Origin of the sequence: Undibacterium sp. YM2 (assembly GCF_009937975.1) — a bacterium.
Classification (GTDB): Bacteria; Pseudomonadota; Gammaproteobacteria; order Burkholderiales; family Burkholderiaceae_D; genus Undibacterium.
On sequence record NZ_AP018441.1, the window covers coordinates 1,230,043 to 1,246,440 of the forward strand.

12 protein-coding genes are annotated in these 16,398 nt (G+C 49.1%); 9 read left to right on the plus strand and 3 right to left on the minus strand.

What is annotated here, in order from left to right; translation table 11 throughout:
• The first annotated feature begins 433 nt into the window (after positions 1 to 433).
• Both UNDYM_RS05620 and UNDYM_RS05625 read left to right on the plus strand, forming a co-directional pair.
• Positions 434 to 3,079: a zinc-dependent metalloprotease gene (locus UNDYM_RS05620; protein ID WP_162040173.1), complete on the plus strand. Its 2,646-nt coding sequence runs from the start codon at positions 434 to 436 to the stop codon at positions 3,077 to 3,079.
• A gap of 593 nt (positions 3,080 to 3,672) precedes the next feature.
• Complete coding sequence (locus tag UNDYM_RS05625; protein WP_162040174.1) at positions 3,673 to 3,867, plus strand: hypothetical protein; 195 nt, start codon at positions 3,673 to 3,675, stop codon at positions 3,865 to 3,867.
• Positions 3,868 to 4,035: 168 nt separating this feature from the next.
• Here UNDYM_RS05625 and UNDYM_RS05630 read toward each other — a convergent pair whose 3' ends face one another.
• Positions 4,036 to 6,087 (minus strand): S9 family peptidase, encoded by a 2,052-nt coding sequence (locus tag UNDYM_RS05630; protein ID WP_162040175.1) that lies wholly within the window; start codon positions 6,085 to 6,087, stop codon positions 4,036 to 4,038.
• A 100-nt stretch (positions 6,088 to 6,187) separates the two neighbouring features.
• Positions 6,188 to 8,788, minus strand: coding sequence for a TonB-dependent siderophore receptor (locus tag UNDYM_RS05635; RefSeq protein WP_162040176.1), 2,601 nt, complete (start codon positions 8,786 to 8,788; stop codon positions 6,188 to 6,190).
• Between the two features lie 576 nt (positions 8,789 to 9,364).
• Here UNDYM_RS05635 and ybaK point away from each other — a divergent pair.
• The 3 genes from ybaK to UNDYM_RS05650 all read left to right on the plus strand — a co-directional run bounded on the left by ybaK (position 9,365) and on the right by UNDYM_RS05650 (position 11,167).
• Complete coding sequence (gene ybaK / locus UNDYM_RS05640; protein WP_162040177.1) at positions 9,365 to 9,856, plus strand: Cys-tRNA(Pro) deacylase; 492 nt, start codon at positions 9,365 to 9,367, stop codon at positions 9,854 to 9,856.
• An 87-nt stretch (positions 9,857 to 9,943) separates the two neighbouring features.
• The gene (gene plsY / locus UNDYM_RS05645; RefSeq protein WP_162040178.1) at positions 9,944 to 10,609 is read left to right on the plus strand and encodes a glycerol-3-phosphate 1-O-acyltransferase PlsY; all 666 of its coding nucleotides are present in this window, start codon (positions 9,944 to 9,946) and stop codon (positions 10,607 to 10,609) included.
• A gap of 96 nt (positions 10,610 to 10,705) precedes the next feature.
• Positions 10,706 to 11,167: a cache domain-containing protein gene (locus UNDYM_RS05650; RefSeq protein ID WP_232063726.1), complete on the plus strand. Its 462-nt coding sequence runs from the start codon at positions 10,706 to 10,708 to the stop codon at positions 11,165 to 11,167.
• 17 nt (positions 11,168 to 11,184) lie between these two features.
• Here UNDYM_RS05650 and tsaD read toward each other — a convergent pair whose 3' ends face one another.
• A complete protein-coding gene (gene tsaD, locus UNDYM_RS05655; protein ID WP_162040179.1) occupies positions 11,185 to 12,213 on the minus strand; it encodes a tRNA (adenosine(37)-N6)-threonylcarbamoyltransferase complex transferase subunit TsaD in 1,029 nt (342 codons plus the stop codon).
• Positions 12,214 to 12,357: 144 nt separating this feature from the next.
• Between tsaD and UNDYM_RS05660 the strand changes: the two genes are divergently transcribed.
• The 4 genes from UNDYM_RS05660 (at position 12,358) to UNDYM_RS05675 (ending at position 16,332) form a co-directional block, all read left to right on the plus strand.
• Positions 12,358 to 13,035: an ANTAR domain-containing response regulator gene (locus tag UNDYM_RS05660; protein WP_162044468.1), complete on the plus strand. Its 678-nt coding sequence runs from the start codon at positions 12,358 to 12,360 to the stop codon at positions 13,033 to 13,035.
• A gap of 289 nt (positions 13,036 to 13,324) precedes the next feature.
• Positions 13,325 to 14,608 (plus strand): CmpA/NrtA family ABC transporter substrate-binding protein, encoded by a 1,284-nt coding sequence (locus tag UNDYM_RS05665; protein ID WP_162040180.1) that lies wholly within the window; start codon positions 13,325 to 13,327, stop codon positions 14,606 to 14,608.
• A 9-nt stretch (positions 14,609 to 14,617) separates the two neighbouring features.
• Entirely contained in the window at positions 14,618 to 15,517 is a 900-nt protein-coding gene (gene ntrB, locus UNDYM_RS05670) for a nitrate ABC transporter permease (RefSeq protein ID WP_162040181.1), read from the plus strand.
• Positions 15,518 to 15,519: 2 nt separating this feature from the next.
• Positions 15,520 to 16,332, plus strand: coding sequence for an ABC transporter ATP-binding protein (locus UNDYM_RS05675; RefSeq protein ID WP_162040182.1), 813 nt, complete (start codon positions 15,520 to 15,522; stop codon positions 16,330 to 16,332).
• Positions 16,333 to 16,398: the final 66 nt, after the last annotated feature.

The following is a 16,398-nucleotide window of genomic DNA, read 5'->3' on the forward strand; positions in this document are numbered from 1 at the left end:
AATGAATCAAACAGAACTTTATTATGTAAATAAAATACCTTTCGGGGAAAGCATTTGTTACTTTTTTTTGAGCGCTTGTTGTTTGACGACGACAGGAAATGAAAATTTAATTTCTAATTTTCCATGAAAATGACTTTTCAATATCTTTTTGAAAATTCATTTATATCGATATAAATTCCGGTTATAAGCTTATAAAAGCTGGAAAAAAGTATCAGTTTCAAGAAAATATGATGGATTTGCGGTCATTTAGCGGTTTAATATAAACCCGAGAAATGCGAAAAAATTTTCAAATTTCCGAATTTCTGTAAAAATCCAACCTATTGATAAGTTCCTGCAATATGTAAGAACTTGTAACGAGAAACAAGGTCTATGAACTGAGCAAATCCTTGCTTAGTGAGTAGTTTGCGGCCAATTCATCCAACCAGGAAAAAATATGAAATTGTCAAAAGAAGTACATTTTAAGAAAAAGACCTTACTCCTTTTGTTATGTGCATTGAGTGAGGCAGCCCTTGCCCAGACACCTCCCGCGACCCCGGCCGCTGCACCTGCTACAAATGGCGCTGCGACAGCTACACCAGCGGTTGCGCCAGCGCCTGCAGCAACACCTCCTGCCGGATTGCGTCCTTTTAAAGATGTTATCAAAGACGCTAAAGAGCTCAAGGGATTTTTTAATTTGTACCAGAAAGACGACAAAGTCTGGCTGGAAATTCGCCCCGAGCAATTTGATAAACCATTCCTGTTTACTTACAACATCCCGAATAGCATAGGTGAGCGTGGTTTGTATGGCAGCCAGATGGGTCGTGGATATCAGGCCGTGTTCAAAAAAATTGGTAATCAGGTACAACTGCTGGCCAAGAATACCCAGTTTTATGCCACTCCAGGCACGCCACAGGCGCTCGCTGTTTCACAAGCGTTTTCCGATAGTCTGCTGGCCAGCGCCAGCGTATTGAGTACGCCCAATTCAGAGTCGAAAGGCATCCTGGTCGATGCCAGTGCCTTGCTGTTTAATGATATCCCTGGTTATTCAACGAGCCTGGAATATGCCTATCGCGCCATGTATGTGCTGGACAAGGCCAACACCAGCTTTGGCAAGCTGAATACGGATGAGTCTCTGGCAGGTTTGTTTGTGAATGCACATTTCATGACACCGCGCATTGCTGCGTCTCCATTGGTACCACCGCCGGTAGCTCTCCCTACGCCCCCACAAACGACACCTGATCCGCGCAGCTTTTTCGTCGGTTTCTATTTTAATTTCTCAGCGCTGCCAACCGAAGCCATGCGACCACGCCTGGCAGATGACAGGCTCGGGCATTTTGTGACGACCAGCTACGATTTCACCGAAGACATCAAACCCAAGACTTCGCGTTACTACGTGAATCGCTGGCGCCTGGAAAAGCAAGACCCGACAGCCGCACTGTCGGAACCAAAACAGCCTATCGTGTATTGGCTGGACAAGAACGTGCCAGAGAAATATCGTAAATCGATCACTGAAGGCGTGCTCGAATGGAACAAGGCTTTTGAAAAGATAGGCTTCAAAAACGCCGTGGTCGTCAAACAGCAAACTGAAAAAGACGCTTTTGATACCATGGATTCTCGCCATGCCTCGATACGCTGGTTTGTCGGTGCAGACGTCGGCTTCGCTATTGGCCCTTCACGTGTCGATGAGCGCAGCGGCGAAATTCTGGATGCAGATATCGGTATGTCGGATGTCTTTGCCCGTGGTGCCCGCCGCATGATAGGTGAAGATGCACAGACACATGCGCTGCATGCCCAGGGTGACTGTAATTTTGCCCACGAAGCATCAATGGAAATGGGTTTCGCCATGGACTTGCTGGATGCCCGTGGTGAAATGGACATGGACAGCCCAAAAGCCGAAGCACTGGCACAAGCCTATGTCAAAGACGTCATCATGCACGAAGTTGGCCACACTCTGGGCTTGCGTCATAACTTCCGTTCTTCCACGATCTATACCCTGAAGCAATTGCAAGACCCGGCGTTCACCAAAGTCAATGGCATGGCTGGCTCAGTTATGGACTATGTGCCTTTCAATCTGGCGACCAAGGGTGAGCCTCAGGGCGAATACGTCATGTCTTCCCTCGGCCCCTATGATTACTGGGCAATTGAATATGCCTACAAGCCTATCGATGCCGACAAGGAAAAAGAAGAGCTGACCCGTATTGCTTCACGCTCTACCGAGCCTTTGCTGGCGTATGGTACGGATGAGGATTCTGCGGGCACCATGGTTTCAGACCCCGATGTTAACGTCTTCGATCTGGGTTCTGATCCGCTGGTCTATATACAAAAACGTTTGACGATTTCACGCGAATTGTGGGACAGGCTGCAAACCCGTCAGTTAAAAGCGGGTGACAGCTATGAAACCCTGCGCCGTAGTTTTGAATATGGTTTTGGTCAATTTGCCCGTACCGTACCTCTGGCGACGAAATATGTCGGCGGCACCACTTTCTTGCGTGACCACGCTGGTACTGGCCGTGCCACTTTCACGCCTATCGCGGTAGAACGTCAGCGCCAGGCTTTGAAGCTGGTATCTGACAGCCTGTTCACGGCCAAGAGCTTTGTATTTACACCAGAGCTCCTTAGCCGTTTGGGTGTCGATCACTTCCAGCGTGCCAATCGTAATGACGTGTCTATCTCCACACGTTTGCTGGGTCTGCAAACTGCGGCCCTGGATCAATTGATGTCTGATCTGGTGGCACAACGCATGCTCAATAATGCAGAGAAATTGCGCGACCCTAAAAAGGTATTGTCCCTGCATGAGCTGTACGGAAACCTGCAATCGAATATCTGGAGTGAGCTGGCAAGTGGTACAGATATCAGTTCGGCCCGCCGCAATCTGCAACGTGAACATCTGAAGCGTTTGTCGAATGCCTTGCTGAAACCGTCTGCAACTACACCGGCTGATGCCCGTAGTTTGCAAAGGGAACAGGCAAATCAGTTGTTGGTAGCTATCCGTGGTGCAGTCGGCAAGCCTATGAGCCCGGAATCCCGTGCGCATTTGTCTGAAAGTCTGGCTACTTTGAATGAGGTATTGAAGGCTTCACTGGTGAGGGCTGGCGTTTGATCCAGTCGTTTAAAGTAGTCGTTTAGTGCAGTCATTTTTTGCAGCATACAGTATTAGCATCATTTTCAAATACTGACTTCTGGCAAGCTCGAAGCCCCGTGTAAAAGCACGGGGCTTTTTTCATGTTTGCTGAAAAAATAGAATAGCGAGCGACTGTTTTGCCCTTTACTCAAGCTGAGTAAGTAATGCATGCCAAGTTTTAAATTGAACGCATTTTCCAATTGGATTGCTGATTTATTCTGATATCAAATGCTTGTATAAATGGGAAAAAATTTATCCATTTATTGTTGATGTAGCATTCATTGTGTGATATTTTATAAAATATAATTTAGCAACTTATGCTGACTTAAAAGTGTGCTATCGATATATGTTTTTTGCTGTTTTTTTAAGTTAAAGCAGCCTTTATTTGCCTGTGCTGTTGGGTATATGGCTGGGTGAAGAAGTGCGGAAAAAGAATTCAGGCATGTGGTTGTATGCATGGAAGTGCATAGTCCCGTGCCAGGATGCTGTTCCAGGCACAAAAAGCCGGGAATGGTGCAAATGCTTATGTCTGAACAGACATAATTTATTTACCTACAATGGAGTAGTGTCAAATGCGTTTGATTTCAAATGAAGAATTGAGCCTGATTGCCGGCGGTGACGGTGAAAGTCCAGATAATCCAATCATTGCCTCACCAGTTGAGATTGTTGGGGTTGTCCCCAGAGAAATTGTAGGGCCAGGAAATCCCCCTCGCCCTAATGGACCGATCCCTACTCCTTATCAGCCGCCTATCACTAAAATAGAGTGAGCCTGAGCTAGATTCTTGAAAAGCGCCAAATTCTTGGCGCTTTTTTATTGACTGTATCTTCCTGCTTCATTTTTCCAGGAAATGACAGAACAAAAAAATCCCCTGCAATCACAGGGGATTTTTTGTCTTGCATATTGAACTTGGCTAGGATTGCCTAAAGAATCAACATTATTTCTTCAAACACTGAGCAAAGAATTTTTCGCTGCGGTTGTATAAGTCAAATACGTTAACGTCTTTGTTGAAACCATGTCCTTCTTCTGGATAGACCTTGTAATCCAGGGTTTTACCAGCTTTCAACAAGGCATCACGCATTTTTTCACCATGAATCAAAGGAACACGCTTGTCATCGGAGCCCATGGTCAGCATGATGGGGCCTTTGACGTTGGCGGCATTCCTGGCTGGTGAGCGCAATTCAAACAAGGCGGCATCAGCTTTGGAATCACCTACCCAGAGTTTGAACTCATTGTTCAGGTAGCCGCCGGTTGCCGCGTCGGCATTTTCAGAGGTATCTGACCAGGAAACGTTCTGCAAGAGGCCGAGATCACTAACGGCTACGACAGAACTGGCGCAACGCCACAAGTCTGGGTCTCTGGTCATGCCCTGCAGGGAGGCATAGCCACCGTAACTACCACCCATCAGCGCCATGCGTTTTTTATCGACGATGCCTTCCTGCACCAGGAACATCGCACCATCATTGATATCATCCTGCATGGTGCCGCCCCATTGTTTCCACGCCTTGACATAATGGTTGCGACCATAACCTTCAGAACCGCGTGGTTCCAGTTCCAGGACGGCATAGCCACGTGAGGCAAAGAATTGTGCTTCAGGCCAGCGCCCCCAGGAAGAAAAGTGGAAACCACGCACCATAGGGCCGCCGTGAATATTTATGATCAACGGCAGGTTCTTGGCTTCAGTGCCTTTAGGCAGGGTCAGGTAGCCATATACCGGCAGCCCGTCGCGGGCCTTGAAGCCTATGTATTTACGTTCTGCCATCAAGGCTGGATTTGCCCACTCACGCTCCTGAACTATAGGTTCCAGAGTTTTCTTTTGTGTGTCAAACAAATAGTAGATGCCTGATTGAACATCTGACGTGGAATGCACCAAAGCTTTGCTTCCATCAGCAGATAACCTGAAGGTATTTTGAGTTGCGGGCAGGGATGCATCAATTTGCTCAGACAGGGTTTTTCTTGCGCTATTGCCAAACCAGACATGTACTGGTTTGGCTGCATCATAGGCCAGGCCCACGACTTTGCCGGCATCGTCACCACCTTCGCGTATCAAACGTGCACTGCTACTCTGGCCGTTAATATCAAATATGGGATCTGCGTGCACCATCTCACCAAATTTCTTGGTGACAGTGTCATATTTAAAAACGGCCATTTTATCCAGGCCATCTTTGTTGGTAGAGACATACAAGGTGCGGTCATCATTGTCAAAACCCAGCACATCGTACATCGTGCCATCGTTGTAGCTGGATTGTTCAAATATTTTTTCCCATTTTTCACTGTCGGGAGCACGGTGATAGTAAGCAGTCATCTGTGGCTGACCAGCTGCCGGACGGATTTCACCTCTTTGTGCGATGCGCGGACGTTTGTGGGTATCCAGTTCCCAGCCTTCTGTACGGCCTGGGGACTCGAATGTCAATAATTGCGAGCGCCTGGTTTTGAAGTTGAATTTATAGACATCCGCATATTCCTTGCTTCTTCCACGCATGGAAACATAGGCTTCTGGCGAATCATTGCCTTCTGCCATGATGATGCTGTCAATATGAATGTCGCCTTTCTTGCGTTCATTCGTATTTTCCAGCTCCATGCTTTTATCATTGTCTATATCGTAGTAGTAGGAGCCTTTATAGACAAAACGGCCCCTTGCTTCTTGTCCGTCAGCAGTGCGATAGAACAGATACTTATTACCTACCCAGCGACTCTCCGCGACGTCAAAGCGGGGAGATGAAGTGATGACTTTGGCTTTGCGCGTAGCAAGATCTATCAATACCAGATTGCCACGGCCATTCAGTGGCACGATGGCAGCGATGGTTTTTCCATCTGGTGACATCGACAAGTCACGGTAATCTGTCAGTTTAAAGAAGACTTCTACCGGTATGTCGGCTGCGCTCTGATATGCCTTGGTTTCTGCAGGGGCCCCGGCATGTGCAGCGCAGACAGGTAAGACAGCAAAAGCGGCAACGATCAAATGTTGCAGCGTTGTACGAAATTTCATGTTTACTCCTAAAAATGGGGGCACTAGGCCCCCAAAAATTTGATCCTGTATTTACTTGTACATGGATGCAATGCTGCGTATTTTTCAATAATCGCTTTGATTATTTGAACGCGTATTTAACAGAGAATTGGAAACGACGGCCAAATGGACTGTTATAACCTGAGTTGTATGGGAATGAACCATTGTTCAGCGCGCTACGGGCATCAAATGGTGGTTTTGTATCAAACAGATTGGAGATGTTCAATGCCAGTTCCATGTTTTTGAAACCCTTGTAACCGGTGAACCAGTTCCAGGTAGTAGTTGCAGCTACGCGGCAGTAGGAAGTTGGTGCACCATAAATGATGTCAATCTTGCAGCTGTCTGCTGGCGTACCAACATAGTCATAACCCGAGATATAGTTACCAGATGCCTCATGTGACCACGGACCTTTTTCCCAACCAACTGCGAGGGAACCACGGAATTCAGGTTGGCTATAAGTCTTGTTGTAATCGACAGTTTCACTATCCGGGAATGGCGTTGTCAGATACTCCCTGGTCAAGGACATTTTTGAACGGAAGTTCAGTTTGCCGTATTCACCCAGATTCTGTTTGCCCTTGAAGTCCAGATCAAAGCCGCTGACCTGGGTCTTGCCGATATTGATGTATGGCAGGCTTACTTCAGTGATGTGACCACCTTTGTCGCGTGTGATGAATTTCGCGAAGTTAGGGTCTTTCTGATTCGACAGCAGATAGGTGATGTCCAGCGAGCTGATTTCATCACGGCGTTCTATTTTGTAATAGTCCAGAGTGACGCTATAGTCCTTGACAGGTTCCCAAACGATACCGATGGTGTTGCTGGTGGATTTTTCTGGTTTCAGGTTAGCGTTACCAGAAATATTTGCCTTCAGCGAGATATTGCAGTCTGGTTCATTACCAGTCTGGCAAAGTACCGGATCTTGCTGGCCGTTGTAGAAACCAACGGAGACAGATGGAGAAATTTCGCGGAAGTTAGGCGCACGGAAGCCTTTTGCAATCGTGCCACGCAAGACTACCGTAGGCAGTACACTCCATTTTGCACCTATCTTCGGTGTCAGAGAATTGCCACCGACACTGTAATTATCTGCACGCACCGCAGTGGACAGTTCCAGGGATTTCAGTACAGGCAGATTCAACTCACCATACGCAGATGCGACATTACGGCTGGAGAATGGCAACTTTGGCAAACCACCGATGGAATAAACGCGTTGATCCAGGAAGTACTGGTCGTCGACGTCACTGGTGGACTCGCGGCGGTATTCAATACCGGCAGCGCTACCGGCAAAGCCACCTGGCAATTCAAACAATTCAGAATTACTGACTTTGAGATCAGCAAACCAGGTTTTATTTTCGCCCTGACGTCTCAACATAGGAGAGATTCTGGCACGCACGTCAGCTGCATTGTTGGCGGCGCCAGGCACATAAGTGCCATTTGCCAGTGCGGCTTCCATCTGATCGGTGATGATGAATCCGCGTTGATCTACGTTGACTTTACTTTGCAGGTAGCCGAGCGACGTATCATATTCCCAGCTGCCCAATGTGCCTTTGAAACCGCCGATGACACGTGTTTCTGTATCCTTGACATCAATAGTGCGGGCACCCAGGTCGCCGGTACGCACCAGGTAGCTCTTGCCGCCAGCTATCGTGAAAGTGCCAGCGTCGTCGTTCGCGTAGAACTGTGGATCAAAACGCAAATTGGTTTTGATTTGTGTGACCCCAGCTTCGATGAAGAAACTGTGATTCGCGCTGAACTGATATTCGCCACGGGCGAAGAAGGAATCGTTGGAGCGTTTTGGAACCGCATCTGTCCAGTCAAAACGATCCAGCAGGCAGCGGCCGTTTGGTGCCAGGTTGGCTGTAGGGCATCCTGGCAGGGCAGTAATCACGTTATTGATCAGGACATTACCAGGTACTGAGTAAGCTGTGCGGCGATCGCCTTTGGTAATGCCAAAACCACGGTAATCCTGGCTGTTATAGGCATTGATGTCGCGCATGGACAGTGCATCAGAGTCGTGATGCTCGAAAAAGCCCATCAGATTAAACTTGTCTGCTGCAATATCGCCCATACCATAGGAGAGATTGAAGTCTTTGGATTTTGCCTTGCCGTGAGAGGTTGTGCCACCGCTGACCTTGACTTCGCTGCCAGTGTAGTCTTTTCTCAGCCAGATATTGATCACGCCTGCGATCGCTTCCGAACCATAGATTGCGGATGCGCCATCGAGCAGGACGTCAATATGATCAACGGCACCGACAGGTATCGCGTCAAGATTGGCAAATTGTGACTGGAAGCCGGTAATGCCATATTGTGCAACACGGCGGCCATTGACCAGTACCAGAGTGGCGCCGCTACCCAGGCCACGCAGAGATGCAGTTGTTGCGCCGGGAGAGAAACCGTTGTATTCAACACCGGTCAGGGCACCGGCATTGTTTGAAGAAAGATTTTGAATAACAGATGACAGACTGGTGGCACCTGTTTTTTCCAGCTCGGCCCTGGTAATGATCTGTACCGGTGAGGCACCTTCGGTCTGTACACGTTTAATGTTTGAACCGGTAATTTCAATTTTTTGCAGTTTTGCAGGTTCTTCTGTAACGGCTTGCGCGTAACCGTTCATGGTGAGCATAGACCCTGCCATCAGGCACAGGGCAGTACGCACCAATTGAGAAGCTTTTTTTTCTTTCAGGTACATATATTTTCACTTCCACCTTAAGTTGTTATGAATTTTATCGGCGGCAATCAAACCGTTTTGCTGTTGTATGGTCGGTTTGGTCAGCACCGATAGAGCTAACTACATGGCCTGTTATATTTTTTTAACCATGCAGGCAAAGCCAGAATGACCATCTGGCTTGCGCGGTATTATGTAATGGGATGTAACAGAATTGTTAATAATTGTTGCTTGCAAACTACGGAAATAAATATTATGCATTTAATAAATATGAAATTTTGTAAATCATTATTTGAGGCTTGAGAATTCGAAAATTTCCATATTTTCCTGACATTATTTTGTGCTTTTTTTATTTGTCATCTTGCATCTTGATGAAATTGAATTTTTGTAGTTTAAATATGTTTCTGGCTTGCCTGAAGTGTGTTCAGGAGCGTTTTTAATGTTTGCATTCGACGTAATCGATACCTGGATTTGCAAGTTCATTATTGCCAATAGCCCAAATAAAGTGATGTTGAGCACGCACTTGTGTCCCAGCCAGACATCCTGAGGCGATATAATCTGTGCCTGTTTTTTACAAATCCAGTTTTTTGAGAGTGTAATTTGGCCAAGAAAGAACATGTATCAGTCACCCAGGCAACTCAGTTGCTGCGCAAGCACAAGGCGGAATTTACTGAGCACCCGTATGCGTATGAAGAACATGGTGGTACTTCGGTGTCTGCGCGTGAACTCGGTGTCGATGAGCACCACGTCGTGAAAACCCTGGTCATGCAGGATGAGGCTGCCAAGCCCTTGATCGTGCTCATGCATGGTGATAAAAAAGTTTCTACCAAAAACCTGGCCCGGCAGATAGGTTGCAAGTCAGTCGAACCCTGCAAGCCTGAAAATGCGCAAAAGCATTCTGGCTATCTGGTTGGTGGCACGTCCCCCTTTGGCACCAAAAAACTCATGCCCATCTATGTGGAGCGCAGCATACTTGCCCTGCCAAAAATTTATATCAATGGTGGCCAGCGCGGCTATCTGATAGGTATAGCTCCCGGCTTGCTGGAAAGTCTCTTGCAGGCACGGCCAGTCGATTGTGCCATCGACGAATGAATCCAGTTTCAAGAATTTTGCGAGGCTGGCTGATTCTGCTACTGGCCTGGCTTATACTTGCGAAGCTTAAAGAAATGAAGGAATAAGATGAATACAATTCTGGCGGCAGTTGCCGCTTACCTGATCGGTTCACTGTCGTTTGCAGTGGTGGTCAGCAAGCTGTTTGGCCTGGCTGATCCGCGCACTTATGGCTCAAAAAACCCGGGCGCGACTAATGTACTGCGTAGCGGGAACAAGGCGGCAGCGATACTGACCCTGTTGGGCGATGCCTTCAAGGGCTGGTTGGCGGTATGGCTGGCAATCCGCTACCAGGATCAGTTTGATTTGGGTGACGCCGGTGTTGCCATCGTTGCCCTGGCAGTATTCATCGGTCATTTGTGGCCAGTGTTTTTCAAGTTCGTTGGCGGCAAGGGCGTAGCGACGGCAGCCGGTATCTTGATCGGCATTGATATCTGGCTGGGTGTGGCGACACTGGTGAGCTGGCTGATGGTGGCGTTTGCTTTCCGTTACTCTTCACTCGCAGCCCTGGTCGCGGCGATATTTGCGCCTTTTTATTATGGTCTCTTGTTTGGGCCTGACATCAAAATGGCGGCCATTGCCGTGATGAGCGGGCTGCTGGTGTATCGCCATAGCCAGAATATCGCGAACCTGATCGCAGGCAAGGAAAGCCGTTTGGGTAGCAAGAAGACGGCAGTGAAAGATGACAAGAAAGACGGCAAGAAAGAAGATAAAACGCAGGACAAGAAAAAATAAGTCTTAAATATTGCAAATAAATCTAGATTATTCGCTACCCCTCACTTATGCTTAAAAAGCTCCATGCTTTTTTATTCATAAATGAGGGGTTTGCTTATGCTGACGCGATTTGTGAAACTTTGGATGGCAGGCTTGTTCACTCTGGGCTTGATGAGTTTTCCGGCCCAGGCGGCAGAGCATGGCAGTGCCAATGAGGCCAAGGCCATGGTGCAAAAAGCCATCGATGCGATGAAAAAGCATGGTGTCGAGGCGACTGTAGCCGAGATCAACAAGCGCGATGGTCAGTATCAGGACCGTGACTTATATGTCGTTGTGTATGACATGAATGGCAAAAATCTCGCCCACCTGAATCCCAAGATGGTAGGCAAGGAGATGTTTGACCTCACCGATGTCGATGGCAAATTTTTTATACGCGAGCGTATAGAACTGGTCAAAGCCAAGGGCAAAGCCTGGCAGGATTATAAATTCGTCAACCCCACGACCAAGCAGATCGAACCCAAGTCCATGTATGTAGAGAAATTCGAGAATGTGATCGTTGGCTGCGGCATCTATAAATAGTGCTGCCGTGGATAAAATCAGGCGGCGATCAATTCCTGTAAAGGCCAGCGCGGCTTCACATTAAATCCGTAATCTTTGGTCGCCAGGCCGGGATTGTTTTTCAGGCGCATGGCACCTGCAAAGGCGATCATTGCACCATTGTCGGTACAGAATTCCAGCTCAGGGTAATACACCTGGAAGCGCTTCTTCGCTGCTGCCGCATTCAGGGACGCGCGCAACTGCTGGTTGGCCCCAACACCACCAGCGATCACCAGACGCTTCAGGCCACTTTCTTTCATCGCGGTGACGCATTTGGCGGTCAGCACTGCGACGATGGCATCGACAAAACCACGCGCAATATTTGCCTTGTCCTGCTCACAGATATTTGATGGATGGTTTTTGACGACTGTCAGCACCGCTGTTTTCAAACCAGAAAAGCTGAAGTTCAGGTCCTTGGAGTGCAGCATGGGACGTGGGAACTGGTAAGCTGCAGGGTCGCCAAATTCTGCCAAGCGCGAGATAGCCGGTCCACCGGGGTAAGACAGGCCCAGCAATTTGGCTGACTTGTCAAAAGCTTCACCTGCAGCATCGTCCAGGGTTTCGCCCAGTAACTGGTAACGACCAACGCCATCCACCCGCATCAACTGGGTATGCCCGCCAGAGACCAGCAGGGCGATAAAGGGGAACTCCGGTGGCTGGCTGGCGAGCAAGGGGGACAGCAAATGGCCTTCCAGGTGATGGACACCGAGCACGGGCTTATCGAGTGCCATACCGAGGCCGCAGGCAACCGCGGCACCAACCAGCAGGGCCCCGGCCAGGCCAGGCCCCTGGGTATAGGCAATCGCATCGATGGCCTGTTTGTCTGTGCCAGACTTAGTCAGCACTTCAGTCAGCAGGGGCAGGGCGCGGCGTATATGGTCGCGTGACGCCAGTTCAGGCACGACACCACCATATTCCTGGTGCATGGCGATTTGCGAATGCAGGGCATGCGCAAGCAGGCCGCGCTCTGTGTCATACAGGGCCAGGCCGGTTTCGTCACAGGAGGATTCAACGCCGAGAACTATCATATCTGTTTCTAAGTAAGGGAAAAGCAAGCGAATGACATAGGCATGGCAAGAATGCAAGTGATTGTCCGCTTGTATTCCAGCGCAGGGATTGGTGTGATTCTTGCTATTGCTGGTAAACGTAATTATATCTGGCATGGGCCATCAATGCGCGGCAAAGCAAATACTGACGAAGCGACAACACCGGCAACACCAGCATCAACCAGTCTGCGGATTGTGGTGGTGAACACGGTCATCCAGCGCGAAGACGAGTTGCAGGAACACGCCCAGGCACAATTGGCCCGCTCCCGCGCCTTGCGCATAGGCTTGCTGCAAGCGGGTTATAACATCATCGCGGTTATTCCTGGCGACATCTATATGAGCGAGCGCATCGCCCAGTTGCAGCCAGACATGATCATTATTGATGCCGAGTCTGATTCGCGTGATGTGCTGGAACACATGGTCATGCTGACCCGCGATGCGCCTCGCCCCATCGTCTTGTTCACTGAAGATGGCAACCAGTCGAACATGGCTGCAGCCATGGAAGCTGGCGTCTCGGCCTATGTAGTTGCCGGTTTGCATTCTGAGCGCATCAAGCCTGTGCTGGATGTTGCCATGGCGCGCTTCAATGCAGATCAAAAGCTGCGTAGCGAATTATCCGATACCAAGGCCAAGCTGCAGGAGCGCAAAACCATAGAACGTGCCAAGGGTTTGCTGATGGAGCGCCATCATCTTTCAGAAAACGAGGCCTATCAAAAAATGCGCAAGCAAGCCATGGAAAAGAACCTGAAGCTGGTCGATCTGGCGCAGCGCATGCTGGATGTGGCGGATTTGCTCGGTGGCTGATCTGCTTTGCGCATGGAAATGGTGCATTGCGTCATTTAAGTGCGCGTCAGTTGGTGTTTTTCAGGGATTTTTATGTCACCACGCTGGCCTGAGGATAAGAGTCTTTTAATTTGAGCTGGCACGGCAATTGCTGTAGCTAAAGAAAGTGCCAAAGCTGGTGCTTAAGAAAAAATGTGAGTCTGACTAACGGCGGCCACCTCACAAGACAAAGGTGTCTTTCCATACGGTTTATCCGTGGTGGAACGACACCTTTTTTCATTATAGAAATCAATTTAGCTGGAGTGCAGACATGTCGAATCAGGAAACTTCTAATCATCTCATCAAGACGCAGGTAGAAAATGAACCTAATTTTAAACGTCGCAGTTTCTTGCAAACTGCTGCACTGGCAAGCGGGGCAGGCATCATGGGCTTGAGTACTGGTGGGGTATGGGCTGCGGGATCAGACAAGCCAGAAAAAGAAGAAGTGCACATAGGCTTCATTCCTCTGACGGATTGCGCTTCGGTGGTGATGGCATCGGTGCTGGGTTTTGATAAAAAGTACGGTATCAAGATTATCCCGAGCAAAGAATCTTCCTGGGCCAGCGTGCGTGACAAACTCGTCAATGGCGAACTCGATGCTGCCCATGTTTTATATGGTTTGATTTATGGCGTACAGCTTGGGGTAGGCGGGAATAAAAAAGACATGGCCGTGCTGATGACGCTGAACAATAACGGCCAGGCCATTACCTTGTCGAAGAAGCTGGCAGAGAAAGGCGCTGTAGATGGCGCGGGTCTGGCCAAGCTCATGCAAAGCGACAAGCGCGAATATACTTTCGCCCAGACTTTCCCTACCGGCACCCATGCGATGTGGTTGTATTACTGGCTGGCAGCACATGGTATCAACCCCATGAAAGATGCCAAGGTGATAACCGTGCCACCACCGCAAATGGTGGCAAATATGCGGGTCGGTAATATGGATGGTTATTGCGTAGGTGAGCCCTGGAATCACAGGGCAATTGCCGACGGCATAGGCATTACGGCCACAACGACACAGGACATCTGGAAAGATCATCCAGAAAAAGTTTTGGGTACCACTTCTGAATTCGTACAGAAATATCCAAACACGGCGCGGGCAGTTGTCGCCGCTATTCTCGATGCCAGCCGCTGGATAGACGCGTCCTTGTCCAACAAGACCAAGATGGCAGAAACCATTGCCGACAAATCCTATGTAAACACCTCGGTCGATGTCATCAATCAGCGCATTCTGGGACGCTATCAAAATGGCTTGGGCAAGACTTGGGACGACCCTAACTACATGAAATTTTTTAATGACGGTGCAGTGAATTTCCCTTACCTGTCTGATGGCATGTGGTTCCTGACCCAGCACAAGCGCTGGGGTTTATTGAAGGCGGATCCCGATTACCTGGCGGTGGCAAAAGCGGTTAACCGCATCGACATCTACAAGGACGCCGCGACCATGGCCAAGGTATCCGTACCAAAAGACCCTATGCGCAGCAGCAAGTTGTTGGACGGTACGGTCTGGGATGGCAAGAACCCGGCTGCCTACGCAGCTTCTTTCAAAATCAAGGCTTAAGGAGTTGCCATGAATACCCTGGTACATGGTGTAATGCCCGCAACAGACGATGCCGCCAGCGCTGCAACGACAACGAAGGAAGTAAACGTGGTCAAGGAAATCAAACCTAAAAAAGAAAAAAAGCCACGTTCGTTCCGGCCTTTTTTCCTGAGTGTGTTGCCGCCTTTGTTTGGTGTCGGCATGCTGATATTGATCTGGGAAATCATTGCAATCAAGAACACGACTTTTCCTTCACCATGGGTGACTTTGCAGGAAGCCGTTAAGGTATTCTCTGATCCCTTTTATCAAAAAGGGCCAAATGACCAGGGTATAGGCTGGAATATTTTTGCTTCGCTCAAGCGGGTTGCAGTTGGCTTTGGCTTGGCTGCAGCGGCAGGTATACCGTTGGGGTTTTTGATAGGCCGTTTCAAGTTCCTGTCCGGCATGTTTAATCCCATCATCAGTCTGTTGAAGCCGGTCTCGCCGCTGGCCTGGCTGCCTATAGGTTTGCTGGTATTCAAGTCGGCTCATCCGGCGGCGATCTGGTCTATTTTTATTTGTTCAATCTGGCCCATGATCATCAATACTGCAATCGGTGTGCAGCGCGTTCCACAAGATTATATGAATGTCGCTCGCGTGCTCAATTTGTCTGAATGGAAAATCATCACGCGCATTCTCCTGCCCTCGGTGCTGCCCTATATGCTGACCGGCGTCAGGCTGGCGATAGGCACGGCATGGCTGGTTATCGTTGCGGCAGAAATGCTGACCGGTGGTGTAGGCATAGGCTTCTGGGTCTGGGACGAATGGAATAATCTGAACGTTCCACACATCATCATCGCCATCGTCGTCATCGGCATGGTGGGGCTGATACTTGAGCAAATCCTGGTGGCGATAGCACGCGCCTTTACTTATGAAGATGTGGGGACATGATCATGAATGAAATCGACAACAAGTACATAGAGATCAATCAGGTAGAGATGGTCTTCAATACCAAAAAAGGCAGTTTTCATGCATTGCGCGATATCAACCTGAATGTCAAAAAGGGCGAGTTCATCACCCTGATCGGTCACTCTGGTTGCGGAAAATCGACGCTGCTGAATCTGATTGCTGGTCTGACTAATGCCAGCTCCGGCACCTTGCTGTGCGCACACAGGGAAATTTCTGGACCATCACCAGAACGCGGCGTGGTATTCCAGAATCATTCTTTATTACCCTGGCTGACCTGCTATGAGAATGTCTTCCTGGCGGTGGAGCGCGTATTTGGCGCAACCGAGAATGGGACGAAACTGCAAAAGCGCACCATGCAAGCCCTGTCACTGGTGGGGCTCACGCATGCCGAGAAAAAACGCCCGAATGAAATTTCCGGCGGCATGAAGCAGCGTGTAGGCATAGCCCGGGCGCTGGCGATAGAACCAAAAGTCTTGCTCATGGACGAGCCCTTCGGTGCTCTTGATGCCCTCACGCGGGCTCATCTGCAAGATGAGTTGCTGAAGATCGTCGCCAAGACGCAATCTACCGTCGTTATGGTGACACATGATGTGGATGAAGCGGTGTTATTGTCAGACCGTATCGTCATGCTGACCAATGGCCCGGCAGCGACTATAGGTGAAATCTTGAAAGTGGATCTGGACAGGCCACGTGACCGCGTGGCACTTGCGCAAAACCCACAATATGCAGCTTACCGCACTGAAGTACTGGAGTTTTTGTATCACCGCCAATCACATCCTGTGCATGATGCTGCCTGAACTTGCCTGAATGCAGTATTTGCTGGGAGCGGTGGTTTTTAGTTTCTTTAAAACCACCCGCATGCA